General features: G+C 63.4%; 21 protein-coding genes. 6 read left to right on the forward strand and 15 right to left on the reverse strand.

Going from position 1 to position 24,177, the window contains the following annotated elements; genetic code table 11:
• Nucleotides 1-18 precede the first annotated feature (18 nt).
• Nucleotides 19-1,044 (forward strand): nucleotidyltransferase family protein, encoded by a 1,026-nt coding sequence (locus EN852_RS18260; protein WP_127876310.1) that lies wholly within the window; start codon nt 19-21, stop codon nt 1,042-1,044.
• Here EN852_RS18260 and EN852_RS18265 read toward each other — a convergent pair.
• From EN852_RS18265 to EN852_RS18275, 3 genes are read right to left on the reverse strand one after another with little or no spacing between them, the layout of a single operon-like run.
• Nucleotides 1,032-2,018, reverse strand: a complete 987-nt coding sequence (locus EN852_RS18265) for a serine kinase (protein WP_246694317.1) — start codon at nt 2,016-2,018, stop codon at nt 1,032-1,034. The two genes, EN852_RS18260 and EN852_RS18265, sit on opposite strands and share 13 nt — an antisense overlap.
• Nucleotides 2,015-2,446: a lasso peptide biosynthesis B2 protein gene (locus tag EN852_RS18270; RefSeq protein ID WP_127876311.1), complete on the reverse strand. Its 432-nt coding sequence runs from the start codon at nt 2,444-2,446 to the stop codon at nt 2,015-2,017. Before EN852_RS18270 ends, EN852_RS18265 begins: the two co-directional genes overlap by 4 nt.
• Entirely contained in the window at nt 2,446-2,727 is a 282-nt protein-coding gene (locus EN852_RS18275) for a PqqD family protein (protein ID WP_127876312.1), read from the reverse strand. Before EN852_RS18275 ends, EN852_RS18270 begins: the two co-directional genes overlap by 1 nt.
• A gap of 458 nt (nt 2,728-3,185) precedes the next feature.
• On the opposite strand from EN852_RS18275, the gene EN852_RS18280 reads away from it, so the two are divergent.
• From EN852_RS18280 to EN852_RS18290, 3 genes are all read left to right on the forward strand, one after another.
• Nucleotides 3,186-5,093 carry a propionyl-CoA synthetase gene (locus tag EN852_RS18280; protein WP_127876313.1) on the forward strand — a complete coding sequence of 636 codons (1,908 nt, stop codon included), beginning with the start codon at nt 3,186-3,188 and terminating at the stop codon, nt 5,091-5,093.
• A 123-nt stretch (nt 5,094-5,216) separates the two neighbouring features.
• Nucleotides 5,217-5,534, forward strand: coding sequence for a hypothetical protein (locus EN852_RS18285; protein ID WP_246694318.1), 318 nt, complete (start codon nt 5,217-5,219; stop codon nt 5,532-5,534).
• 98 nt (nt 5,535-5,632) lie between these two features.
• Nucleotides 5,633-6,346 carry a metallophosphoesterase family protein gene (locus EN852_RS18290; RefSeq protein WP_246694319.1) on the forward strand — a complete coding sequence of 238 codons (714 nt, stop codon included), beginning with the start codon at nt 5,633-5,635 and terminating at the stop codon, nt 6,344-6,346.
• A gap of 20 nt (nt 6,347-6,366) precedes the next feature.
• Here EN852_RS18290 and EN852_RS18295 read toward each other — a convergent pair whose 3' ends face one another.
• Nucleotides 6,367-7,356 (reverse strand): NmrA/HSCARG family protein, encoded by a 990-nt coding sequence (locus EN852_RS18295; protein WP_127876315.1) that lies wholly within the window; start codon nt 7,354-7,356, stop codon nt 6,367-6,369.
• Between the two features lie 153 nt (nt 7,357-7,509).
• Between EN852_RS18295 and EN852_RS18300 the strand changes: the two genes are divergently transcribed.
• Entirely contained in the window at nt 7,510-8,442 is a 933-nt protein-coding gene (locus tag EN852_RS18300; RefSeq protein ID WP_127876316.1) for a LysR family transcriptional regulator, read from the forward strand.
• Here EN852_RS18300 and EN852_RS18305 read toward each other — a convergent pair.
• The 6 genes from EN852_RS18305 to EN852_RS18330 all read right to left on the reverse strand — a co-directional run bounded on the left by EN852_RS18305 (nt 8,439) and on the right by EN852_RS18330 (nt 16,007).
• Nucleotides 8,439-10,820, reverse strand: coding sequence for a polysaccharide biosynthesis tyrosine autokinase (locus tag EN852_RS18305; protein WP_127876317.1), 2,382 nt, complete (start codon nt 10,818-10,820; stop codon nt 8,439-8,441). The two genes, EN852_RS18300 and EN852_RS18305, sit on opposite strands and share 4 nt — an antisense overlap.
• 167 nt (nt 10,821-10,987) lie before the next feature.
• Complete coding sequence (gene galU / locus EN852_RS18310) at nt 10,988-11,884, reverse strand: UTP--glucose-1-phosphate uridylyltransferase GalU (protein ID WP_126063026.1); 897 nt, start codon at nt 11,882-11,884, stop codon at nt 10,988-10,990.
• A gap of 29 nt (nt 11,885-11,913) precedes the next feature.
• Complete coding sequence (locus tag EN852_RS18315) at nt 11,914-12,900, reverse strand: glycosyltransferase family 2 protein (protein WP_127876318.1); 987 nt, start codon at nt 12,898-12,900, stop codon at nt 11,914-11,916.
• The gene (locus tag EN852_RS18320; RefSeq protein WP_127876319.1) at nt 12,890-13,828 is read right to left on the reverse strand and encodes a glycosyltransferase; all 939 of its coding nucleotides are present in this window, start codon (nt 13,826-13,828) and stop codon (nt 12,890-12,892) included. Before EN852_RS18320 ends, EN852_RS18315 begins: the two co-directional genes overlap by 11 nt.
• The gene (locus EN852_RS18325) at nt 13,828-14,817 is read right to left on the reverse strand and encodes a glycosyltransferase family 2 protein (protein ID WP_127876408.1); all 990 of its coding nucleotides are present in this window, start codon (nt 14,815-14,817) and stop codon (nt 13,828-13,830) included. The genes EN852_RS18320 and EN852_RS18325 overlap by 1 nt, the downstream gene beginning before the upstream one ends.
• Before the next feature lie 23 nt (nt 14,818-14,840).
• A complete protein-coding gene (locus tag EN852_RS18330; protein ID WP_127866504.1) occupies nt 14,841-16,007 on the reverse strand; it encodes a glycosyltransferase in 1,167 nt (388 codons plus the stop codon).
• 284 nt (nt 16,008-16,291) lie between these two features.
• On the opposite strand from EN852_RS18330, the gene EN852_RS18335 reads away from it, so the two are divergent.
• Complete coding sequence (locus EN852_RS18335) at nt 16,292-17,668, forward strand: polysaccharide pyruvyl transferase family protein (RefSeq protein WP_127876320.1); 1,377 nt, start codon at nt 16,292-16,294, stop codon at nt 17,666-17,668.
• On the opposite strand, the gene EN852_RS18340 is transcribed toward EN852_RS18335, so the two are convergent.
• The 5 genes from EN852_RS18340 to EN852_RS18360 form a co-directional block, all read right to left on the reverse strand.
• The gene (locus EN852_RS18340; RefSeq protein ID WP_127876321.1) at nt 17,570-19,036 is read right to left on the reverse strand and encodes a lipopolysaccharide biosynthesis protein; all 1,467 of its coding nucleotides are present in this window, start codon (nt 19,034-19,036) and stop codon (nt 17,570-17,572) included. The genes EN852_RS18335 and EN852_RS18340 overlap by 99 nt on opposite strands.
• Nucleotides 19,033-20,202 (reverse strand): glycosyltransferase, encoded by a 1,170-nt coding sequence (locus EN852_RS18345; protein ID WP_127876322.1) that lies wholly within the window; start codon nt 20,200-20,202, stop codon nt 19,033-19,035. The genes EN852_RS18340 and EN852_RS18345 overlap by 4 nt, the downstream gene beginning before the upstream one ends.
• A 169-nt stretch (nt 20,203-20,371) precedes the next feature.
• On the reverse strand, nt 20,372-21,451 hold the full coding sequence (locus tag EN852_RS18350; protein ID WP_127876323.1) for a glycosyltransferase: 1,080 nt from the start codon (nt 21,449-21,451) through the stop codon (nt 20,372-20,374).
• 52 nt (nt 21,452-21,503) lie between these two features.
• The gene (locus EN852_RS18355) at nt 21,504-22,724 is read right to left on the reverse strand and encodes a glycosyltransferase family A protein (RefSeq protein ID WP_189546031.1); all 1,221 of its coding nucleotides are present in this window, start codon (nt 22,722-22,724) and stop codon (nt 21,504-21,506) included.
• Between the two features lie 88 nt (nt 22,725-22,812).
• Nucleotides 22,813-24,144, reverse strand: a complete 1,332-nt coding sequence (locus tag EN852_RS18360) for a UDP-glucose/GDP-mannose dehydrogenase family protein (RefSeq protein ID WP_127866509.1) — start codon at nt 24,142-24,144, stop codon at nt 22,813-22,815.
• Nucleotides 24,145-24,177: the final 33 nt, after the last annotated feature.

Raw genomic sequence — 24,177 nt, forward strand, 5'->3', positions numbered from 1 at the left:
CTTGCTGCTGCCTGAACGATGCTGCCCGAGCTTTCGCCTGCCCAGGAAAAACTGCTGATCAACCTTGCGGACCCCGAGGCGCCAGCCGATTGGGATAAGGATGTTTCCGCAGGCGACCTGTTGGCGCTGCTGGCCAATGCCGAATTCCACGGCGTGCTGCCGATCGTGCTGCGCAAGTTCAGGGAACGCAGCGACGCCAATCTGCCGAAAGACGCGGGCCTGACGCGGAAGCTTGCCGAGTTGCGCGACCAGGCGACGACGGCAACCGGGCAGTCGATGCTGCTGCAATATCACGGCGACCGCATCATGAAGGCGCTGGCGGCGAAAGGCATTCCGGCCCGGATCGTCAAGGGACCGGTGTTCGCGCGCAGGCTCTACCGCCAGCTTGCCGACCGGCCGTTCACCGACATCGACATCCTCGTCGACCCCACCAGCATCGATGCGGCCAATAGGACGATCGCCGAATGTGGCTTCGTGCTCGGCAGCGGCGAGACCGAGTCACACACGCTGCAGGAATTCAAATGGCTGGAGAAAGAGAATTCCAGCCTGCTTATCGAATTGCACGGCAATCTGGTGCATGACACCGGCATGCGCAGGCGCCTGTCGCTCGGCTTCCGCGAGCTGCAGGCGATCGATAATGGCGAAACCGACACGCCGGCCGCGCTGCTGACCATCGGCATCGTCCATGCTGCCGGCGGCCACAAATTCCACCGGCTGCAGCTCTGCGTCGACGTGCTGCAAGGCGTGCGGGCGCTGAGATCGCCGGAAGAGGAAGCGCGGCTGCTCGAGGCCGCCCGTATGACCGGCATCGAGCTCGAGCTGGCGACGGTCCTCAACGTCACCGGACGCCTGTTCGACGCGCCGCGCGCGATCGAGCTCGCCGATCGCATCAAGCCGGACCTTTCGATAAGGCTGGCGAAGTGGCTGATCACCGGCAACATGCTGCTGCGTGTCAACTCGCGCGAGAAGCTGCGCTCGCGCCTCAGCCGAGACGCCTTCCGCTGGGTGCAGAGGCTGGCGCGGGCGCGGCCCTATCCGGCCTGACGCAGCGCTGCGCGGACCAGCTGCGCCGCTTCGACTGGCCTCGCGCCCACTTCCAGCGTGAAGGTCGGCACCGTCTTGACCAATGCCGCGATCGTCGCCATTCGCCTTTTCTGCAGCGGCAAAAGGCCGGTCATGCCGGTCCTCACATTGTCGGAGGCTAAAGCCACCATGGCATCGGTCCTCGGCATGGGCACGAGCCTTGTCTCGCCGTCGGTCGAGCGGGCAAGATGCAGAAGCGCCGCGACTGGCCTCGCGCGAACATCCTCGACGCGGATGATCTCGCCAAGGCGATCGAGCGACACGGCCTGCTCGCCCTCCGCATCCCATGTCTCGCCAAGGCAGGGCGACACGAAAGGCAGCATCGCTGCGGTGTGGCGATGGATCTTCACTTTGCGCGGCATGCCCCAGGCCGTGACGCCGTCCTGTGTCGCCCTGAGGATCATGACGTCGTCGGAACAGAGGCCGAAGCCTCGCGAGGTGAGCGCCAGCGACGTCGTCGACTTACCGGTGCCGCTCGGCGCATGGATCAGCACGAGCGCTTCGCTGCCCGGCAGCGTCAGGCCGGCCGTGTGCAGCATGTGCTGCCCTCCGGCATCGAGCGCGGCATCCAGCGCCATCATCAGCAGCGTCCATTTGATCTTGCTGTCTGGATGAACGCGGATTTCGGCGCAGCCCTCCGCGTCGCGGATCGACAGCGTCTGCTGGCCTGGAAAGACGAGGTGGAAGACGTCTCCGGCGTCGATCATTCGGCAATGGCCATCGAAGGGCACTTCGCCGTCGAAAGCGAGTTTTCCTTCCGGGTTCTCCTCCAGCTGCGGGGTCTCGACGATGTTGACGCGAAAGCCGGGCTGGACGGGCTCGCTCACGCGCAGGGCGCCGAGCATCAAATCGAAGCTTGGCCAGAGGTCGGCGCGGGCTGCGGTGACGCTCATGACCTGCCCTTTGAGGTCGTAGAAGAAGGTCCGGTCGCTCAAGCAGCGGACGCTTTCACGCTGGGCGGGTGGCGGTAGATCTCCACCATGCCGGGCTGACTGTCGCTGACCACCGGCTTGCCGTCGAGGCAGACCCAGCAATGCGCCGACAGTCGGGGTTCGTGCATCGATTTGGCGTCGACACCGAAACGCAGCTCCGGATCGAGACCGGCCATGCGCAGAAAGCGGAAGCCGAGCAGACCCTCGCGGAGGCATCTGCGGTCGCGCATGAACCAGGGCCGCCGCACCGTTCGGTTGACGCGCTGCACGATGTAGGTCCAGGGCAGGTCGCGATAGAGCGCGGGGGACTGCAGCGGCGCCAGCTTCAACACGCTTTCGAAATCGCGCCGGCCGACCAGCACCGGCAGCAGCCTGGCGCTGAGCCACAAATGGGCACAAAAAAGAACGCGCAAAAGAGGTCCGTCGGCCATCACGCGCCCGCGAGGATGCCTTCAGCCACCAGCTCGGCGGCCAATTCGGCCATATCCCGATCGAGCGTTGCCTTGTCGACTTCGAATTCGTCCGACAACAGGTCGATGATCTGGTCGAGGCTGCGCGCGCCATCGACCTTGTCGAGAAAGGCCTCGGTCGTGTCGTTGCAGGTGTAGAGCTGGCCGCTGCGCGCCAACAGCACGACGGCGCCATCGCCGACATGCTGCACCGACGCGTCGTCCGCCATCCGAAGCACCGTTTCAGAACCAATCTCAGCCATGCACCCGCTCCCCTTTGCCCGGGAGCAGATAGCGCGGCACCGCGAGGCTGTCCATCGCCATGGACCGGCGGAGTGGACGACCGACCGTGCTGGGCGCCCCCGGCGTGAGGCGAATATTAGCGAGGTTATTGCCTTCCTGCCCTTGCGTAAGCTATGAGTCCGCCGGGCTTTGGGGAGTGATATTGTATGCGTTACAATTGGGAACGGGCTCCGACGGCGTTCGAGCGCCATCGGAAAGCGTTGGCGGCGGCTATCCTGATCGCGGGCGGTGTCGGGCTGATGCTGGCGGCGCTGCCGCTTTAAGCCGGCTTATATCGCGGACAGTAAGAGCGGCGACAGCAATGGCGGCGCCGGACACGGACGCTTGCCGGCGATATCGACGAAAGTCAGGAAGACATGGCCTATAAAAGCGACTTAGGCTATTCCCAGACGACAAAATGTCCTGGGAGGGAATGTCGATGGCCTCACGCTACCGTGAAGTCTATGAGGGCTGGAAACGCGACCCCGTAGGGTTCTGGGCCGAAGCGGCAAAGGCGATCGACTGGTATACGCCCGCCGAAAAGGTCTTCGACCCGACGGAAGGCGTCTATGGCCGCTGGTTCGTCGGCGCTTCCTGCAACACCTGCCACAATGCGATCGATCGCCATGTCGCCGGCGGCCGCGCCGACCAGCTGGCGCTGATCCATGACAGCGCGATCACCGGCACGATCCGGAAATTCACCTATGCCGAACTGAAGCGCGAGGTGGTCGCGCTGGCCTCGGTGATCAGGCACCGCGGCGTCGGCAAGGGCGACCGCGTCATCATCTACATGCCGATGGTGGCGGAAGCGGCCATCGCCATGCTCGCCTGCGCAAGACTGGGCGCCGTGCATTCGGTGGTGTTCGGCGGCTTCGCCTCGCATGAGCTCGCCACCCGCATCGACGACGCCAAGCCGAAGCTGATCATCAGCGCTTCCTGCGGCCTGGAGCCCGGTCGCATCGTCGCCTACAAGCCGCTGCTCGACAAGGCGATCGAGATGTCGAAGCACAAGCCCGACGCCTGCCTCATCCTGCAGCGCGAGCAGCTGCGCTGCGACATGAAGGACAATTACGACATCGACTATGCCGACGCGGTCGCCCGCGAGCGCGCTGCCGGCGCCAATGTGGACTGCGTGCCGGTTTTAGCCACCGACCCGCTCTACATCATCTACACCTCCGGCACGACCGGTCAGCCGAAGGGCATCGTGCGCGACAATGGCGGCCATATGGTCGCGCTGAAATGGACGATGGACAATGAGTTCGGCGTGAAACCGGGCGAAGTGTTCTGGGCGGCTTCCGACGTCGGCTGGGTGGTCGGCCATTCCTACATCGTCTACGGGCCGCTTCTGCATGGCTGCACCAGCGTGCTGTTCGAGGGCAAGCCGATCGGCACGCCGGACGCCGGCACCTACTGGCGGGTGATCTCCGAGCATGGCGTGGTGGCGCTGTTCACCGCGCCGACGGCGTTCCGCGCCATCAAGGGGCAGGACCCCAAGGGCGAGTTCGTGTCGAAATACGATTTGTCGAAGTTCCGCACCCTGTTCCTCGCCGGCGAGCGGGCCGACCCCGAGACCATCAAATGGGCGGAACAGAAGCTCGACCGGCCGGTGATCGACCATTGGTGGCAGACCGAGACCGGCTCGCCGATGACGATCAACCCGGCGGGGCTTGGGCTGTTGCCGGTGAAATACGGATCGCCCGGCGTGCCGATGCCAGGCTACGACATCCGCATCCTCGACGATGCCGGGCACGAGGTGCCGCGCGGCACGCTCGGCAATGTCGTGGTCAAGCTGCCGCTGCCCGCCGGCTGCCTGCCGACGCTGTGGAATGCCGACGCCCGCTTCCGCCAGGCCTACCTCGAAGAATTCCCCGGCTATTACAAGACGGCCGATGCCGGCATGATGGACGAGGACGGCTATCTCTATGTGATGGCCCGCACCGACGACATCATCAATGTCGCCGGCCACCGGCTCTCGACCGGCGCCATGGAAGAGGTGCTGGCGGCGCATCCCGATGTCGCCGAATGCGCCGTCATCGGCATTGCCGATGCCATGAAGGGCCAGGTGCCGCTGGGCTTCGTCGTGCTCAATGCGGGCGTGGCGCGCGACACCGGCGCGATCGAAAGCGAGGTCGTGGGGCTGGTGCGCGAGCGGATCGGACCGGTTGCCGCCTTCAAGACCGTGGTGACGATCAAGCGGCTGCCCAAGACACGCTCCGGCAAGATCCTACGCGGCACGATGCAGAAGATCGCCGACAAGGAGGAATGGACGATGCCGGCAACCATCGACGATCCCGTGATCCTCGACGAGATCACGGCGGCCTTGAAGGGACGCGGCATCGGAGTGTAGCTGCCCAGCAGACGGGCCGCGTTAACGACGAATTAACCAATTTGTCCTGCCCTGCAATCGCTTGTTGTGCAGCGCAGCAGCGGACTTTAAAGTTCGTTCGGGGGGCCATACCGAAAGCACGGCATGGCTCAGCTCAAAACGACATTTGGCGGCGTCGACATTCTGCGATTCCTGGCTGCCGCCGTGGTGATGTTCCATCACTATGGCTTCTGGGTCTGGGCTTTCCCCGACAGCATTTCGGCACGCGCGACCGGCGGCATCCCGCCCCATTCCGAAAATGGCCTTTGTTCGCTCCGGCTGGGTCGGCGTGCAGGTGTTCCTGATCGCGGCCGAGCCCCCTATCCGGCTGCAGCTCGACCACACCCTGTTCCGTTATCGATCGAAGGCCGCCTGACACGACTGCCGATCGCGCCGGTGTGGAATTGTTTGCATTCGGCATGATATCGAGGCGCAAACCAGTGCAAGTATCCGAGCCTCAATCCGTGAGCCTGTTCCAACGATCGAGACGTCCTCGACCCGCGCCGCGTGAGCGCCTTGTCATGGATATGCGCGACACGATCGTCTATGCGATCGGCGACGTGCATGGCTGTCATGAAGAACTGCGCGCGCTGGAACAGAAAATCGAGCTCGACGCACAGCGGTTCCGCGGCCGCAAGATCATCATCATGCTGGGCGACTATATCGATCGTGGGCCGCATTCGCGGCGCGTGGTCGATCATCTGATGGCGCCGCCGCCGAGGGGCTTCCAGCGCGTCTGCCTGGTGGGAAACCATGAAGTCGCGCTGCTCCTCTATCTGGACGGTCATCTGTCACGTGAAACCTGGCTCGGCTATGGCGGCCGCGAGACCCTGTTCTCCTACGGCGTCGACCCCGACCGGCTGATAAGCCTCTACGGGTCGAGCGCCGAGGCGGACGCGCGCATACGCGAGGCCATTCCCGCCAGCCATGTCGACTTCCTGCGCGCGCTGCCGGCGATGGTCTGCTCCGACCAATTCGTCTTCGTGCATGCCGGCATCCGGCCCGGCATAGCGCTGGAGGCGCAGGACGAGGACGACCTCCTCAACATCCGCGAGGAGTTCTTCGAGGCGGCACACCGGCTCGACCGCTGGGTGGTGCACGGGCACACGATCGTCGACGTCCCGACGCTCGAGGGGCGCCGGCTCGACATCGACACCGGCGCCTTCGAGACGGGGCGGCTTACCGCGCTCAGGATCGTCGGCAAATACGGCCGGCTGCTGTCCTCACGGGATTGAAGAGAGCGCAGCTTTGCTCCTCAGGTCGGCGCGAGCTCAGTCTCGGCGACACCGTAGGACAGCAGGTCGCCCTGCCATTTGCTGCGCTTGAGGAACTGTTCCCAGGTCAGGGCATTCGGATCGATTTTCCGACTCCACGTCAGATCGCGCCCGGGGGCATAGTAGCCGTATTCGACAGCGTATTCGACCATGCCCACCAATTCGCGCACGAGATACTCGTCGCCGGCGAAACCCGGAAAATGGCGCAACAAGTCTTCGCGCGAGTACGCCGAGACGTAGCGTGCGCGCCTGCCGGTGACCCGTGCGAACGTTTCCACCATTTGCTGCGCCGAGATAAACTCGCCTATTACCGGCAGAACCTCGCCGGCGTATCGCGTGGGGTGATCGAAGATCTCGCGCACCGCTGGACCCGCCGCAGTGAGCGGGTCGCAGAAGGGCATGGGGGTATCGGGCGGCAGGTATATGGCAAAATCTATACCGTCCTCGCCGCCTTGCGGAACGTAGTATTCCAGGAAGTTGGTGTAGTAAAACGCCAGGTACACGAACGAGCTGCGTACGGGCAGGCCGCGAATGTAATCCTCTATCTTTGCCTTGTCCGTGAAATGTGGCGCCCACTTGGTACCTCCGGTGATCGCCTCGACATTTTCGAGCCCACTGAACACGACGTGTTCGACGCCCGCGGCCACTGCTGCATCGGCCAACTCCTTGCCGAGGTTGAGTTCGGGTTCCGCAGGCGGCACCTTGACGATCGGCGGCGTCATCAAGAACGCCCCGGCCGAACCTTTCAGTGCTTCGGTCAGTTCGGCCCGCCTGCCGAGTTCAAGGGGCGCGACCACGACGTCGGCGCCCTTCCGCGCCAAGGCCTGCGCGGGTTGGCTGTCAAGGCGCCGTGTCAGCGCGCGTACCCGGTAACGCCCACTGTCGAGCAACGCGTTGGCGACGCTACGGCCCTGCTTGCTCGAGGCGCCAACAACGGTGATCAGAGGTTTGGCAGTATCTTTCTGGCTCATGTTGGTTCTCCTGTCTCTCAGATTGAAACCGGTCGGTGTCCGGCTGACGAGCACAGCGGGCGTGCCGAGAGCGGTTCCCGCTTCATCGAGAAGTATTTCGGGTCTTTCGCGGTATTTTTGAAATTCTAAAAATGTTCAGGTACTATCCATTTCATGGATACCAAGCGCCTGGATCTCAACCTGTTGGTTACCCTCGAAACGCTGCTGATCGAGCGCAACGTCACGAAGGCGGCTGCCCGACTGCATCTCAGCCAGCCGGCCGTAAGCGCCCAACTGAATCGTCTCAGGCAGGAGTTCGACGACCAACTTCTAATCCCTGCCCAGCGAGGGATGACGCCGACGGTCAAGGCAATGGAGTTGCTCGATCCGTTGCGCCAAGCCCTCGACCGGGTTCGAGCCACGCTCACGTCGCATCGGAACTTCAATCCGGCTAAGGCCAAGCTGACCTTCGCGATTGCTTGCACAGACTATCTGCAAGCCGCGGTAATCAAGCCGCTAGTCGTGGAGCTCAGGACGCGGGCACCGGGCGTTCGCGTTGCGATACGCAATCTGGACCTGCCGCAATTGGAAGCGCAGATGGCGCGCGGCGATGTGGATCTGGCACTGATGACGCCGCAGGAGGCCCCGCCAGGTCTTCGCGCTCGACACTTGTTCGATGAGCGCTACGTGCTTATCGGCCGCAAGGCGCATCCGCGGCTGCGGGAAGGGATCACGGTCGCCGAGTTTGCCGCGTTAGAGCAGGTGGTGGTATCCCCGGGCGGCGGCGGGTTCGCAACGCCCGTGGACAGTGCCTTGGCCGCTCTCGGATACAAGCGTAACGTGGTGCTCTCCGCGGCATCGTTCCTGTTCGTCCCCGAGATCGTGTCCAATTCGGACTTCGTCGCGCTCGTCCCGGAACGGCTGGTGCGCGGCTCCGCAAACAAGCTCGAAGTGATGGACTGCCCATTTCCCGTCGAAGGCTTTGCGGTGGGAATGGTGTGGCATGAGCGCGGTCACGGACACAGCGGCCAGCGCTGGATCCGTGAGGCCATCGTCTCGCTTGCCGCGCATCGATCCTCGTCTCCGGCGCACAACAATCCCAGCTAGGCAGCCCGCTTGGCGCGCGCTTCCGATTTCTCCAGATAATAGCTCGAGTAGCGGTCGAAGAACCTTTCCGAGCCGCCGAGCGAGCCGTATCTCACGAGCTTCTTCAGGTCGACCTTGTTGAGCACCGCCCCAATCACCTTGTTGGCGATATAGGGCTCCGATTCCAGCATCGAGCGCACCATGTTACGCGGCGTGCGGCCCCATTCGGTGACCAGCACGAAGCCGTCGACCAGCGGCGCGAAGGCCTTGGCGTCGACCACGGGTCCAAGCGGCGGCAGGTCGACGATGATGTACTCAAACGTCTCCCTGGCGTTCTCGATGAAGCGCCGCATGCCGGCCGAGCCCAGCAGCTCGCTGGTGTGCGAGAACTGGCCACGCAGCACGGCCGGAATGATCGCAAGCTTGGTCTGGCGGTCGACCTTGCCGACCGACTGCCAGGTCTGGCCGTTGACCACCGCTTCCATCAGGCCCTGTTCGGCCTCCATGCCGAGGCTGCGGCTCAAGCCTGGATTGCGCAGGTCGCCGTCGACGAGCAAGGTCTTGGCGCCGTTTGCGGCAAGCAGGCCGGCGAGATTCGCGGCCACTGTCGATTTGCCTTCGCCCGGCAGCACCGAAATGACGCCGATCACCCGGCTGCCGCGATCCTCCATCACGACGTCGAAGGCGATCTTGGCGTTGCGCAGCGTCTCGGCGAACATCGAAGCCGGAGCATCGATGCTGACGCGCATGCGCGCCCGCCTCTCGGCCGAGGAGAGGCTGGCCACCTTGCCGTCGGCCGGCAGGTCTTCGGCCTTGGAATCCTTGGCCCTGCCGCCGCCGATCGTCGGCAGATAGCCGAGGAATTTCAGGCCGGCGCGATCGCGAATATCCTCGCCCGTCCTGAAGAAGCGCTCGTTGAACTCGTTGAGACCGCCGAAGCCGGCGCCGAGCATCAGGCCGAGCACCAGCGACAGCGCCAGCACACGCATGGTGCGAGGGCCCGAGGCCGCGAGCGGCATCGTGGCGTCGGAAATGATGCGGACCTTGCCGACCGGGAAGGACTGCTGCTGCGAGGCTTCCTCGTAGCGGCTGAGGAAGGTCTGGTAGAGCGTGGTCAGCGCCTGCGCCTGCTGGTCGAGTTCCTTCAGCTTCACCTGCGACTGGTTGTCGATCGAGCTCTTGCCGGCGGCTGTGGAAATCTTGTCGCGAAGCGCGGTCTCGCGCGTCTGCGCCACTTCGAAGTCGTTGCGATAGCTTTCGGTGATCTGCTTCAGCTGCCCGAAAATCTGCGCCGCGACATCGGCCTTTTCCTTGGCCAGCGCGACCGCCTGCGGGTGATCCTTGCCGAAATTGGTCTCGACGTCCTGCAGGCGCTTGGCAATGGCCAGATAGCGGGTCTTGAGCCCGATGATGACCGAGCTGCTCGGCTGGTCGGCCGCTATGGCCGAATCGTTGAAAGCGCTTTCCGAGCCGCTGTCGACGATCGCCTTGTACTGCTGGTAGCGGGCGCTGGCGCGAGCCGTATCGGCCTGCGCGACGATGAGCTGGGCGTTAAGGTCGGCAAGTTGCTTGTCGCTCAGCAACTGGCCGTCGCTGTTGGCGGAAAGGCCGTGCTCGGCCCTGAACTTCTCGACCGCCAGCGAAGCGGCCTGCGAGCTTTCGCGTAATTCGGTCAACCGGCCCTGCAGCCATACGGCCGCGCGCTCGGTGGCGTCAAAGCTGGCGTTGAGCTGGTCGGCGAGATATGCGTCCGCATAGGCCTTGGTGATGGCTGTGGCGAGTGCAGGGTTTGTGGCCTGGTAGCCGATGCTGATGACGTTGGAGCGGCTGACGCGATCCGCCAACAATCCTGTCTGCAGCATATAAACCGCGTAGTCGTGGGTCGCGGTCTTGATCATGGCTTCACGCGTGGCGGCATCGACATTCTGGATGCCGGGGATTTGATCGGCGGCGTTGCCGCGGAAATAGGCGACGATGCCGCGCAGGAACCCGATGCCCTTGGCCAAAGCCGATTGGGGCGGGCTCATGAAGTCCTGGTTCTGGTCGAGCTTCAACTTGTCGACCACCTCCGACGCCAGCCGCGCCGAGTTGAGGATCTCGATCTGGCTGAGGATCGTCGCGTCAGTCTGCTGCGTGGCGCTGGCAGCCGAGATGTCGTCCATGACCTTGTTCATGCCCTCGTCGATCAGGACGCTCGCCACGGACATGTACTGCTTGGGCGTGGTCTGCAGATAGATCACGCCCAGGAACAGGCCGATGGCGGCGCAGATCGCCACCACCTTGGCCTGACGGGCGGCCATGCCAAGCAGACGCTCGACATCGATGAAGTCTTCACCCTTCTCCTGATCGGCACTGGGCAACGGCATCCTCTTGTCGAGAGGGAAGTTGGCATAGTTCATGTTCGGTCCAATTCCAGGTTGCAGGCGCTATCGGCCTTGGTAGATCGGCGTCGTGACCAGAAAAGACCGCGCAACGTTGTTGCCAGGATGCGCCGGGCCTGAAGGCCCGGGCGCTTGAGTGGCTGTCGCGCCATCGCGAGTTCGCATATGCACCCAAAAGATGGGCATTATGCGGCTACTTCCCGGCGCTCATGCGACCGGACAAATTGCTGCAGCATTTCGAAGACAGGGCCTTTCATGTCGTCGCGTGCCAGGGCGAAGGCGATGGTGGCCTCGATGAAGCCTTCCTTGGAACCGCAGTCGAACATGCGGCCATCGAAAGGCTGGGCATAGAAGGGCTGGCTCTGGGCGAGGCGCACCATGGCATCGGTGAGCTGGATCTCGTTGCCGGCGCCGCGCTGCTGATTGCCGAGCAGGGCAAAGATTTCCGGCTGCAGCACGTAGCGGCCATTGATGTAGAAATTCGACGGCGCCTTGGCGGGCGCCGGCTTTTCGACCATCTCAGTGACCTGGAAGCCGGAGCCGACCTCGTCGCCGCGGCCGACAATGCCGTATTTGCTGGTTTCGGCGGGGTCGCAGCGCTCGACGGCGATCACATTGCCGCCAGTCCGCTGATAAAGATCGACGGTCTCGGCAAGGCAGCCGCGCGCGCCGAAGGACACCATGTCGGGAAGCAGCAGCGCGAAGGGCTCGTTGCCGATCACGTCGCGCGCGCACCATACGGCATGGCCGAGGCCCTGCGGCGACTGCTGGCGGATGAAGGAGGTGGCGCCGGCCACCGGCAGCAGGCTCTCCAGCGATTCGAGCTGCGCCTTCTTGCCGGTCTGCTCCAGCGTGCCGATCAGTTCAGGATGCAGGTCGAAATAGTCCTCGATGACCGCCTTGTTGCGGCCGGTGACGAAGACGATGTGCTCGATGCCGGCCTCGAACGCCTCGTCGACGGCATATTGCACGACGGGCTTGTCGACGACGGGAAGCATTTCCTTCGGCATCGACTTGGTTGCCGGCAGGAACCGCGTTCCGAGCCCCGCCACCGGGATGACTGCCTTCCTGACTTTCTGCATCTGGTCTTCCTTCTGAGAGAAAAAGATTTCTATCTGTCGCCGGCTATCAAATCGCCCGCATGCTTCATCTCCCCGCCCCCACGGCGAACCTTTGCCGCAACCCTTCTCAGCCGCACCGCGATCGGCATCGACATATGCCCGATCGCGGCCGGATCCCTGAGCGCCGCGCCTATCGCCTTGAGCGGCGCGCGCGCCTTGATGTGCTGGACCAGGGACAGGAACGACGCAGCCTTTCGCAGGCTGCGGCCACGCCTGGCGAAGGCCGCCTTTGCGGTGCTGTCCATGGGATATGCCGCCGCGAAGGCGGCGTCGGCGCGAGTCATCGCCTCGACGTGGTGCAATTCGAGCACGCGCGAGATCGATCCGGTGCGGATATGGTAGACATAACCGACGGTCGGCTCGACCGCGCAGCGGCCGCCGCTGGCCAGCGCGCTTGCCAGCAGAATGTAGTCCTCGCCGATGCGCAGCTTCTCGTCGTAACGCAACCTGTTGTCGTTGAGGAAGCGGCGCTGGAAGACCGGCTTGAGATAGCCGAGATTGAAGCGCGATTCGAAGACCAGATTGCCGGCGATGTAGTCGGCCAGCGAGATTTCGCGAAGCGTTTCCAGATAGTCAGCCGGGAACATGGTGTCGTCGGGCGTGCCGTCCTCGCGCACCACCTGGACATTGTCGACGGCAATTTCGGCGCCGACCGCTTCCGCCCGCGCGATCATCGCCGCCATACGGCCAGGGAGAACGGCGTCGTCGGAATCCAGCACGGCCACCCAGCGGCCGCGCGCGAGGTCGAGGCCGGCATTCCTGGCGCCGCCTGGGCCGCGATTCTCCGGCAGCGCAACCACCTTCACGATGTCTTCCGGGTAAGCGCGCGCCACATCAAGCGTGCCGTCGCGCGACTGGTCGTCGACGACGATAACCTCGACGGTGACGCCGAGTTGCGCGATCGCGCCGGCGATGGCGCGGTCGAGAGTGGCCTCCGTATTATAGGCGGCGATGACGAAGCTGACGTCAGGCTGCACGCTTGTTCCCTTGTTCTGGCGAAGTGAGGCCGTACTGGCGGATTTCACGGACGCCGACCAAACCGAAGACGACACCAACGTGCATAATGCCGCGCAGCACGCTGCGGTTCCGTCGCACCGGGCTGATCGCGGTCAAAACAGCCATGCCGAAGCAGTAAGCGGCCTTGGCCGAAGCCAGCCCGACCTGGCCGGCACGGAGGATGCCGCCGGCGCCGCGGCCGATCAGGTGGCCATGCGTCTGGCCGAAGCGGAAGCGGCGGCGGCGCAGCCAGTCGAACGCGGCCCTGGCGTCGGGCACGACCTCGTCGACGAAGGCTTGCGGCGCGAAGGCGATGCGGCCGCCGGCCTTGACCATGGCATCGAAGAACTCGGTGTCCTCGCCGCCGGTCTGGCCGCGCGCCAGGCTGAAGCGCCGGCCGCGCAGGCTTGCGTCGGTCGTTCTGAGCAGCACATTGCAGGTGTAACCCGTGCGGATCTCGCCGCGCAACCAGACCGGCAAGGTCGAGTGGAAATCGCCCTTTTGCATCCAGTCCGGCGCGTCCTGGCGATAATGCGCCCGCACCGGCCCAAGCACCGCCGCGGCGCCGGTGGCATCGGCCGTCGCCATCAACTCGACCAGCCAGCCGGGCGACGCCGTCTCGTCATCGTCAATGAAGGCGGCGAAGTCCGACACGCTGGCGTCCAGGCAGGCGTTGCGGGCGATCGAGATGTTGCGCGCCGGCGCGTGGCGATAGCGGACCGGCAGCTTCAATTCCTCGGCCAGCGCCTTCACCAGCTTCTGGGCGCTTGGTTCGTCGTCATTGTCGGCAATAACGATGCCGACCTCCAAACCTTCAGGCTTCTCCAGGGCGGCGACGGAGCGCAGCGTGTCGGCCAATTCCGGCCGGCGGAAGGTGCAGATGCAGATGTCGATCGAGCGGCCGGCCATCACGCCACCTTGCGCTGCGAGCGCGGCGTCAAAAGCTGCTGCCAGAAGCCGACGGACCAGCCGAAATGCATGACCATGGCCGAGACTCCGGCCAGCGCGATGCTGGCGTTGCGCTGGCGCACCGCCGTCGCCAGGCCGTAGCCGAGGCACACCGCCGCCCACAAAAGGAACGGCACCGCCGCCAGCCAGTGGACGAAGGAGAACAGGGCCAGCACCACCACGGGCGCCACCAGCAGCGGGATCATCTGCCGGACCTTCGGCACCATGCGGTGCTTGAGCACATTCCTGGCGCGGCCGCGGCCATAGCCGAGATACTGGAAATAGAGGCTCTTCAGCGTCGAGCGCGGATAGTAGACCATCTGTGTCCTGCCGCTCATCCAGATGCGGTAGCCGGCCTGGCGCAGGCGGTAGTCAAGCTCGGCATCCTCATTGTGGCTGAAGCTCTCATCATAGCCGCCGACATGGCTCAAGGCAGCGACGCGCATCAGCGCGTGGTGTCCGTGGTCGACCCATTCGCCCTCGGACATGTGCCGGTGCTTCGAGCCGCCGGTGCCAAGCTTGGAATTCTGCGCCGCCGCGACTGCCTTCTGCACGGCCCCGGTGCCGGCGGTCAGCATCGAAACGACGACCGAATCGGCGCCGCTGGCAACGGCTTCCTCGACCAGCCGGTCGCAGTAATCGTCCGGATAACCGCCATGCGCGTCGATGCGGATGAGATAGTCGGCGCCTTCACCGAGGGTCGCCACCGCCAGATTGATGGCAGCGCTCTGCAGGCGCTTCGGATTGGCGAGCAGGACGACCCGGGAATCCTTCGCCACGATCTTTTCGACGATGGCCTGCGTGCCGTCGGTGCTGCCGCCGTCCGCGACGACGATGCGGCCGCCGAGCCGTGCCGCCGCGGGCCGTAACTGGTCGAGCAGGCCGCCGATATGGGCCGCCTCGTTGAGGCAGGGAATGACGATCAGGATCGATGGATTTGCCTGCGTCATCGGTCTTTGCGCGTCCTTTGCCATCATGCCGCCGCCGCAAAAGCCGAAGGCATGGCGGTGAGGCCGCGCAGCTTTTCGACGAAGGCCGCACAGTCGCTGCGATCGTAGCTCCAGGTCCGAGGATTGCGGGCCAACACCCGCGACTTCAGGGCGCGGTATCTGTCCTGATCCATTCGGCCGAGCATCGCCTCAAGACCTTCGGGCGTCGCCTCGGACAGAAGCACGCCAATGTCCTGCCCTTTGAGGAACCGGCCGGTTTCGGTGCCGGCCATCGAGATCGGCACGGCGCCGAAGCGGCAGCCCTCGTAGAGGCGGTTGGGAAGCAGCCATTCAGAATTCTGGCCGGCTTCGAAGAAATCGATCGCCCAGGAAAAATGCACTTGCCCGTAGATGGCCGCCATATCCTCCGGATTGCGGTAAGGCCCCTCGAACGAAAGCCAGGGCTCGGCCTCGACGAAACCATGAAAATCCGGAAATTCGGACAGTGCAGGACGGCCTCTGAGCACGACCTCGAAACGCCCCGCCTGCCGGCGGGTGAAATCGGCCAGCAGTTCCAGCGAGCGGCGGCAGCGCAGCGCGCCGAACCAGCCGATCCGCCAGGGCGGCGTCGCCGGGCTGTCGTCCTCGAAAGAATGCGCCGCGACAACGGATGCCGCCTCGAAATATTTGTTCTCGATCAGCTCGACAGGCGCGCCGATCTGTCCGAAGGGCTCGAAATAATTGGCGATGAAGGCCGGCGAGCTGGTCACCAGAAGCTTCACGTCGCGGGCGAGATGACGCTCGGCGCCGCGCAGTGTCCGGCCGACAAAATCGTCGCGCAGCACCAGGCGATGGATATCGAGGCATTCATAGACGATGGGCACGTTCGCCCCGAGGGCTGCATTGGCGCGGCGGGCAAGCGCCAGCATTTCGAGGTTGCGCGCGATGATGAGATCGGGCCTGGGCATGTCGCCCAGCTTCGCGCCGATCGACATGGCCGCCTTGGCGACCGCCCCGAGACGCTGCGCGAATCGGCCGTCGCGCGTCGCGCCAAGGTCGACAGGCTTGATACCCTCGATCTCGGCGACCGGACTGGTGGTGCGGCGGAAACCCGCCAGGGTGACCCTGGCGCCGCCTGCCTTGAGCATCTGGACCCTCCGGCGCACAGCCGGGTCGGATACGTCATGCACAAGGTACAAGACATGCAGCATGAAACTCGACCGATGTTCGGCCCACCCATCGGGGATGCTAGTACAGCTTTTGCTGCATCGCAACAATTTTGGTGCGGCGTAGCAGACGCCCGCACATTTTTTGTTGCACTGCAAAAATGATACGCTACTTTCAATGCTGCTTGGGGTCGATCTGGGTTCGACGTTGGTTACCAGCGTGTTGCAGCACGCCAGGATCGCGACGCGGATCGCGTGGCAGCATTTCGGCAAAACATGCCGTTTTAACCGCCGCTGGCCTGGCCACGGACGCGAAACGAGGTTTCCCCATGAAAGTCGTGATCGAAAACACAGTGTGTCTGAACACGGGCGATGCCGCGATCCTTTTGGCCATCCGCCATATTCTCAGATCGGTCGTCGGCAGCGATGTGCGGTTCCTGGTTTTCGACAGTCAGCCAGACGTCGCCGCCAGGCTTTACCCGAAGAAAGATTACCCGGATCTCGAATTCCACAAGCTCTTGTCGGAATCCCTGTTCAAGGATCGGCGCGGCGGCGGGATAAAGGGCCGGCTCAAGTCGCTCTACAACCGGGCGGTCTGGCGCGCCTTGCGTCACTTCGCGCAAAACGGCGCCGCCAGCAGCTTTTTCTTCAACCTGGACGACCGCCGCGGCCTTGAAGCCTATGCGAGCGCCGACCTGGTGGTGACGACAGGCGGAACCTATCTCGTCGAGAATTACGATCTCGAAAAGCGGCTCAATCAATTCCGTATCGATGCGACCTTGGGCAAGGACCCGATCTTCTTCACGCAATCGCTCGGCCCGTTCAAGAAAAGCTACAATCGCCAGGAGCTCGGTCCGATCTTCGATCGGGCTCCGCTCATCCTGCTGCGCGACGAGCGATCCAGAAACCACATACTGGATCTGGTGAAGGACCCAGGCAAATGCCATGTGGTCGCCGATTCCGTCTTCGCCCTGGCCGATACCGACAGGATCAAGAAACATCTCGGCACCGCACCGGCGCCGACGGGCCGCGTCGCTATTTCCGTCCGTCACTGGAGTTTCGTCAGCGACGGTGAGGATGGCATGCGTCGCTATCTCGATTCGATCCGGGAGATCGCCACAATTCTTGTCAGGGACCATGCCAAGAAGGTGACCTTCGTTTCAACCTGCCAGGGCGTGCCGGAATATGCCCATGACGACGCCAAGACCGCTCGGGCGATCGTGGTCGAACTCGACCCGGAAATCGCTCAACACGTCGATGTCGACGCCACATTCCATACGCCCGACCAGCTGATGGCGCTGGTGAAGGATTGCGACTTCGTCGTCGCGACGCGAATGCATATGATGATCATGTCGCTTTGCGTCGGCACGCCGGTGCTGCCGATCGCCTATGAATTCAAGACCAAGGAAGTCGCCAAGCATATCGGCGTCGCCGATCTTCTGCTCGACATCGACACCGTGACGCCGTCGGAAGCGGCCGAAAAACTCGGCAGATTCATCGGCAGCCTTGACCACTATCGCCGGGCAAGCCTCGAGGCCGTGCTGGAAGAGCATGCGTCGGCAATGTCGGCAACCGGGCCGTTGTCGTCCTTGATAGGCAGCCGCCACTCACCCAATGTTGCCGGCGACGTTGGCAAGAGTGGCGAGCAACGCTCTGCGCGACTGCGGAACAGCAAGCATGAGAGCCAGGGCGAATCCGTAATTTAGGGCAATCGCCACAAGGATCGTGAGCAGATCCGACTGGCTGGTCAGCAACGCCGGCAGCGACAGGTATAAGAGCCAGGCGAGCAGGGACGAGACGATGAAGAGCCCCTGTATGCCCAGGAAATCGCCGGCGGTCACCGGGCCGACGCGATGGATCAGGGCCGCAAGCACCGGGACGCGCAGCGCATAGCCGCTAATGGCATAGGCAGCCGCGACGCCGATGGCGCCCCAATGCAGGCCGACGATGAAGGAGGCGACGGTCGTCAGCGACGAATAGATGCCCCAATGGAACATCGTCTTCGTCTTGCCCTGGCAGATGAATATCCATCCCGTGGTGCTCGACACGGACTGCATCAGGCCGGCGATGCCCAGCCAGGCGAAAATCGGCGCCACAGCCATCCAACGCTCGCCGAAGAGAAGCCTGACCACCTGCTCCGAAGTCAGTGTCAGCGTCGCAATGCCGGGCATGGTGATGACGGCCAGCAGCCAGTTCGTCCGGACATAGATGTCCCGAAAGCGCTGCTTGTCCTCATGGATGCGGCTGAGCAGCGGCACCATGATGCGCGTCAGCGGCTGGTTGATGTTCTGCAGCGGAAAGAGCAGCAGCTTGTAGGCGCGATCATAGTAGCCCAGTTCGACCGCGCCGGAATATTTTCCGATGAGGATGTTGTCGAGGTTGCGAGAGAGAAAGTTGACAAGGTTGAAGCCCGTGAGGTTGGCGCCGAACCTGAATATGTCGCCGTCGATCTTGAGATTCGGCCAGGACGGCGTCCAGCGCGTCACCAACCAGCCGGCAACCAGCGCCACGACGGCTGAAACAGCCGGCCCCAGAACCAGCGACCAATAGCCAAGCCCCCAATACGCCGCGGTTGCGGTGGCGAGCAGGCCGACGGCCGCGGTGATTGTGTCGTTGAGCGCAAGCTGGCCGAATTGCAGATGGCGGTTCATCAAGGCAAGCGGCACGGCGGCCAGACTGCCAAAAAGCAGCGGCACGGCGGAAGCAAGTGTTATTCCCCACATTCGCTGGTCGCCGTAAAAGGCGGCAATGGCGGGGGCCAGGCAAGCCACGACCGCCCCGGCGCAAAGGCCGACAACCGCGCTCAGCCAGAAGACCTGGTTGAGCTGCCGTTGATCGATCTCCTTGCGCTGGATGACCGCCTGCTGGAGGCCGAGATCCTGGAGCAGGCCGACAAAGGCCACGATCGGTCCCACGGAAGCCACAAGGCCGAAATCCTCAGGAACAAGCAGCCGGGCAAGGATCACGACCGAGAGGAACTGGATCGCTATCTTGAAGCCTTGCGCGCCAGCGGTCACCAGCCCGCCGCGCAAGGCAACGCGACCGAATTGAGGGGGCGGCGGATTGGCGTTCATGTGACGGATCCTCTCTCGCCCAGCCGCGCGACGATCCGCGCAAAGCGTTCATTCAAGATATCGGCATTGAAATCCGCCTCGACCTTGCTGCGGGCGGCAAGCGCTATGGGCTCGCACAGGCCTGGATTCTCGGCGATCCAGGCGAGCTTGCCGGCAAGCGCGGCGACGTCCCGTTCGGGTACGAGGAAGCCGGTCTTGTGATCCTCGATCAGCTCGGGAATCCCCGAATGATAGGTGCTCACAGAGATCAGGCCGCCGGCCATCGCTTCCATGAGCGCAACCGGGATTCCTTCCAGATCGCCGTCCCGCCCGGCGACGCTTGGCAGAAGAAAGACATCGGCGTCACGCAGGCGCTGCTTGACCTCGCCGTGCGGACGCGGTCCGAGGAAACTCACCCTGTCGGCAATACCGAGGTCGATGGCGGTGCGCTTCAACTGCTCCAACAATTCTCCGCCACCGATCACCGAATAGATCCAGTCGCGATGCGGCAGGCCGGCGAGCGCGCGAAGCGCATATTCGGTGCCCTTCTTCTCGGTCAGCCGGCACACCGAGATGAAAGACAGCGCACGTCCCTGCCAGGAGCGCCAGCGATATTCGATCTCGCCAGGGCGAATGCCCATGTGGTGGACCGCGACCCGCGCCGGCTCGGCGCCGGCATCGATCAGGGCCTGACGGAAGAACGCATTCACAGGCAGCTGGAGAGCCCCTTTCTCGAAAACGGGCCTGTAGTAGCCGAGTGTGTTGTCGTGCATCGGCCTGCCGACATCGGTACCGTGGAATATGGTCACCAAAGGCGCGGAAATCTGGCGCCGCTTCATGATGCGGGCGACGCGCAGCCCGTTATGGCCAAAATGCGCCACGATCACGTCGGCGTTCCGCAGCTTGTGCGCGTTGGCCAGGTCGATAGCGGTCGAGAGCTTGTCCCAAAATCGGCCCGACCATTTCATCAGCAGCGAACGGTAGCGACTGAGGCCGCCCCACCAGGAAACGACCGGCCCAGGCAATGACCGCCAACGTGCATCGTCGACATTGCTGTCCTTGCCAAAGGCCATCTCGTTGCAGACGACACTGACTGCCATCCCTCTTTCGAGGCATCCGGCAATCTGATCGAGCACGAACGTCTCGGACAGAGTGGGAAATTTGTCGACGACGAAACAAATCCTCATCGGCAGGATGTTCTCGCCCGGTTCAGGCTGGAAACGTCGGCAAGGCCTGACACATGCGGCATGAACTTTGACTCCTGTCGGCGTAATCCACTACCAGTATAGCGATTGCTGCATCGCAACATTTTAGGTGCACTGCAGCAAATCGATTCCATCGTCCTGCTCGGCAAAGCTACGCAGCGCGGCGAACGCCCTGCCGGGCCGCTCTTTCGAGCAGTTGGAGAAACACCACCAATTGCCGCGCGGGGTCGAGCTCCGGGCGTTTGGAGAAGGCGAGAGCGGCGGCCGAAAGCCGGTCGTATTCCGGGCGATCGTTCCACAGGCGCCTCACCGCCGCGGCCCATTCTTCGACCGGGGCATCATAGTCGAGCACCACGCCGCCGGGACCGATGGCTTCGGGCAGACCGCCACGCCTCGATCCGACGACCGGGATGCCGCTGCAATGCGCCTCGGACGCGACGCGGCCCCACGCCTCCTCCCATTTGCTCGGCGCAAGCAGGATCCTGGTGCGGCCATAGACCGTCTTCATGTCGTTGGTGCGGTTTTCCAGCTTGATGTTCGAAAACGGCGCGATGGTCTTCTCGACGCGGGCGCGATGGTCGTCATCGAGCTTCCAGCTTTCCACGAACAGGAAGGGGATCTCCGGGCAGGCGGCCGCAATCTTCACCGCAAGATCGAAACCCTTCTCCTCATAGGGGTTGATCATGGTGACGAATTCGCCGGTCGTGTGGGTGCAGTAGAGGGCGTCGTTGATGGTCGGCGGCAGCACGATGGAATCGATGCCGAACTTTTCCTTGTAGGTGCGCGCGGTGAATTCCGAATTGGCGATGTAGAGCGCCGAATTGAGCTCGCGCGGATCGCCGGCGAGCTCGTGAAATTCAACGTTGTGAAGGTAGACGACCAGCGGCACCCCTTCGGCGAGAAGCGCCTTTCCGAGCGGGACGGATTTGTGGCACTGCACGACGGCGACGTCAGGCTTGGTTTTTTCGACCGCGAAGCCGGCAGCCTCCCAGGGGAACCAGGCACGCATCACCGGGTAGCCGGGAAAATTGTCGACCACCGCGGGCTGCCGCAACAGCTTCATCTTGGCGCGCGCCTTGAGGCCGAACATGCCGTCGCCGAACAGCGAGGCGAGGACCGAAGCTTGGTGGCCGTGCTCGATCAGCTGTTCGACCAGATGGTGGGTGTTGGACTGCACGCCGCCGGTGAACTCGGGAATATATCCGTTGCCGCTTGCAAAAAGCACTTTCATCATTCGGCTCCTAATCCGGCCCGGCGAGCGAGCATGCGCAACCCAGGGCTCGTCAGCTTGCGCTACGCGCCGATGGAAGTTTCGACGTCATTGCCTGGCACAAGCGGCTGACCAAGGCCGAGAACGACAATGTCGAATACTCCCGCAACAACTTCGATGCCGGGATCACCTTTCCCGCCTTCAGGTCCCGCGCCAGATAGTGGGGGAATGAATGCATGTACTCCCGGACGATGTCGGCCTTCAGCGGTCCCGACTTCCATGCCTTCACCGCCGAGACGAATTCGTCGGCCGGGGCGGATGAGAGCCCCGTATCGTAGGCTTCGAACGTACGTCGTACGATGGCGCGTTCCTTGTCGCTGAGCGAGGTCTTTCCGGCCCGTTCGGCAAGCAGGGCGTAGCGGCGGATGTCCGCGGCCGCGTGATGCCACAACCCTTTCCTGGCCATGATGCTCGAACGCTGCAGCAGCGCCTGCATCTCGAGATCGGCCGTCTTCGGAAAGGCCTGTTCCGAGCGATCGAGATACTCGTGCAGATCGACCGACCTGTAGATCTCCTCCATGATCGCCCGGTCGTACGAGCCCCATGCCTTTATCCTGTTGGCATAGGAAATGACGACCTTGGTGCTGCCGCGGACCATGTCGTGCTGGCGCTGGAAGAACATGAGGCCGTCGACCCTGATGCCCTTGAACCGGCGCGCCAGCCTGAGCATCATCTCGTAATCCTGCGACCGGACCAGAGTTTCATTGAAGCCTCCCACCTGCTCGTAGCATTGGCGGCGCACCAGGAGACCCGGCTGATGGACGTGGCAATATTCGAGATGGGACGGGAAGAAATTGTCCTGGCTGACATGGCCGAAGGCGACGATCTCGTAGTTCTGCTCTTCGATCTGAGCTGACTGCTGGAAACGCGCATATTCGCCGAAAGCGAAATCGGCCTCCGGCTCCCGCTCGAAGGCAGCGAGAAACCGCTCAAGCGCCGTCGGATGCGCGACATCGTCGTCGTCGAATATCCAGACGAAATCCCCCGTGCAGTGCTTGAGGGCGAAGTTCAGCGCGGTAGACTTGCCGCCATTCTCCTTGCGGTAATATTCCACCGGCACTGGAAAGGAGCTCGCCACCTTGCTGGTGCCGTCCGTCGAGCCGTCGTCCACGATCAGGATCTGGTCCGGAGCCACGGTCTGCCGGAGCAGGCTGTCGATGGCTTCGGGCAGGAATTTTTCGCGATTGAAGGTGGGGACGATGACGGTGACCGTCGGTTTCTGCCGGGCAGCCATTGGTGACCTCATACTGTTGCCGATGCGCCGTTCGCCGGCGCGGTTCCGCAGCCATGGCGGCGGCCATTGCCCTTGATGCGATCAGCCGTCATGCCGCCATCCTGCCGATCGAGAAATATTCGATGCCGTAGCGCGCGATCACCTTGGGATCGTAGAGGTTGCGGCCGTCGAAGATGACCGGCGTCGTCAGCGCATCCTTGAGCGCGTCGAAGGACGGCGCGCGGAAGCTCTTCCATTCGGTGCAGATCAAAAGCGCGTCGGCGCCGCGGAGCGCCGCCTCCTTGGTGCCGCACAAGAGCAGATCGTCGCGCAGGCCATAGATGGCCTGGCATTCCTGCATCGCCTCGGGATCATAGGCCTGCACCTTGGCACCGGCCGCCCAGAGCGCTTCCATCAGCGTGCGTGACGGCGCCTCGCGCATGTCGTCGGTGTTGGGCTTGAAGGCCAGCCCCCAGACGGCGAACGTCTTGCCCCTGAGCGCGCCCTTGAAATAGTGGTTGACCTTGTCGAACAGCACCGACTTTTGCGCATTGTTGCGCTCCTCGACGGCGCGCAGCAGCTTGGCGTCGAACTTGACGCCCTCGGCGGTCTTGATCAGCGCGCGCACGTCCTTCGGGAAGCACGAGCCGCCATAGCCGAGGCCGGGATAAATGAAGTGGTAGCCGATGCGAGGATCGGAGCCAATGCCCTTGCGCACCTCCTCGATGTCGGCGCCCAGCTGTTCGGCGAGATTGGCCATCTCGTTCATGAAGCTGATCTTGGTCGCCAGCATGCAGTTGGCGGCGTATTTGGTGAATTCGGCGCTGCGCACATCCATCACGATCATCTTCTCGTGGTTGCGGTTGAACGGCGCGTAGAGCTCGCGCATCACCATCTCGGTATCCTCGCTGGAGGTGCCGACGATGATGCGGTCCGGCTTCATGCAATCGGCGACGGCCGAGCCCTCCTTGAGGAATTCGGGGTTAGAGGCGACGTCGAAGGCGAGGTCCTCGCGGCCGCGCTTCTTCAGCGTTTCGGCGATCCTGGCCTTCACCTTTTCGCACGTGCCGACCGGCACGGTCGACTTGCCGACGACAATCTTGGGGGCATCCATCTCACGACCGATGGTCTCGGCGACGGCAAGCACATATTTCAGATCGGCCGAGCCATCCTCGCCGGGCGGCGTGCCGACCGCGATCATCTGGATCTGGCCATGCCTGACCGCCGCTGCCGCATCGGTGGTGAAGCGGATGCGACCGGCCGCGTGGTTTTCCTTGACGAGGCTTTCGAGGCCCGGTTCGAAAATCGGGATCAAGCCCTGGTTCAGGCGCTCCACCTTCTTCTCGTCGACATCGACGCACACCACCTCGTGGCCGACCTCGGCCAGCACAGCGGCCTGGACGAGACCGACATAGCCAATCCCAAACACCGTCAAATTCATTTGGTTCTATTCCTGTCAAAGGCCGGGTCACAA

Source organism: Mesorhizobium sp. M2E.F.Ca.ET.209.01.1.1, from assembly GCF_004010375.2.
GTDB lineage: Bacteria > Pseudomonadota > Alphaproteobacteria > Rhizobiales > Rhizobiaceae > Mesorhizobium.

Bases quoted from the DNA above. Each gene is read 5' to 3' on its own strand.
- EN852_RS18305 (WP_127876317.1), bottom strand. From the start codon at position 10,820: ATGAACTATGCCAACTTCCCTCTCGACAAGAGGATGCCGTTGCCCAGT.
- EN852_RS18345 (WP_127876322.1), bottom strand. From the start codon at position 20,202: ATGAGGATTTGTTTCGTCGTCGACAAATTTCCCACTCTGTCCGAGACG.
- EN852_RS18325 (WP_127876408.1), bottom strand. From the start codon at position 14,817: ATGACGCAGGCAAATCCATCGATCCTGATCGTCATTCCCTGCCTCAAC.
- EN852_RS18335 (WP_127876320.1), top strand. From the start codon at position 16,292: ATGAAAGTCGTGATCGAAAACACAGTGTGTCTGAACACGGGCGATGCC.
- EN852_RS18300 (WP_127876316.1), top strand. From the start codon at position 7,510: ATGGATACCAAGCGCCTGGATCTCAACCTGTTGGTTACCCTCGAAACG.
- EN852_RS18360 (WP_127866509.1), bottom strand. From the start codon at position 24,144: ATGAATTTGACGGTGTTTGGGATTGGCTATGTCGGTCTCGTCCAGGCC.
- EN852_RS18355 (WP_189546031.1), bottom strand. From the start codon at position 22,724: ATGGCTGCCCGGCAGAAACCGACGGTCACCGTCATCGTCCCCACCTTC.
- EN852_RS18260 (WP_127876310.1), top strand. From the start codon at position 19: ATGCTGCCCGAGCTTTCGCCTGCCCAGGAAAAACTGCTGATCAACCTT.
- EN852_RS18320 (WP_127876319.1), bottom strand. From the start codon at position 13,828: ATGGCCGGCCGCTCGATCGACATCTGCATCTGCACCTTCCGCCGGCCG.
- EN852_RS18330 (WP_127866504.1), bottom strand. From the start codon at position 16,007: ATGCTGCATGTCTTGTACCTTGTGCATGACGTATCCGACCCGGCTGTG.
- EN852_RS18275 (WP_127876312.1), bottom strand. From the start codon at position 2,727: ATGGCTGAGATTGGTTCTGAAACGGTGCTTCGGATGGCGGACGACGCG.
- EN852_RS18290 (WP_246694319.1), top strand. From the start codon at position 5,633: ATGGATATGCGCGACACGATCGTCTATGCGATCGGCGACGTGCATGGC.
- EN852_RS18285 (WP_246694318.1), top strand. From the start codon at position 5,217: ATGGCTCAGCTCAAAACGACATTTGGCGGCGTCGACATTCTGCGATTC.
- EN852_RS18350 (WP_127876323.1), bottom strand. From the start codon at position 21,451: ATGAAAGTGCTTTTTGCAAGCGGCAACGGATATATTCCCGAGTTCACC.
- EN852_RS18280 (WP_127876313.1), top strand. From the start codon at position 3,186: ATGGCCTCACGCTACCGTGAAGTCTATGAGGGCTGGAAACGCGACCCC.
- EN852_RS18340 (WP_127876321.1), bottom strand. From the start codon at position 19,036: ATGAACGCCAATCCGCCGCCCCCTCAATTCGGTCGCGTTGCCTTGCGC.
- EN852_RS18295 (WP_127876315.1), bottom strand. From the start codon at position 7,356: ATGAGCCAGAAAGATACTGCCAAACCTCTGATCACCGTTGTTGGCGCC.
- EN852_RS18270 (WP_127876311.1), bottom strand. From the start codon at position 2,446: ATGGCCGACGGACCTCTTTTGCGCGTTCTTTTTTGTGCCCATTTGTGG.
- galU (WP_126063026.1), bottom strand. From the start codon at position 11,884: ATGCAGAAAGTCAGGAAGGCAGTCATCCCGGTGGCGGGGCTCGGAACG.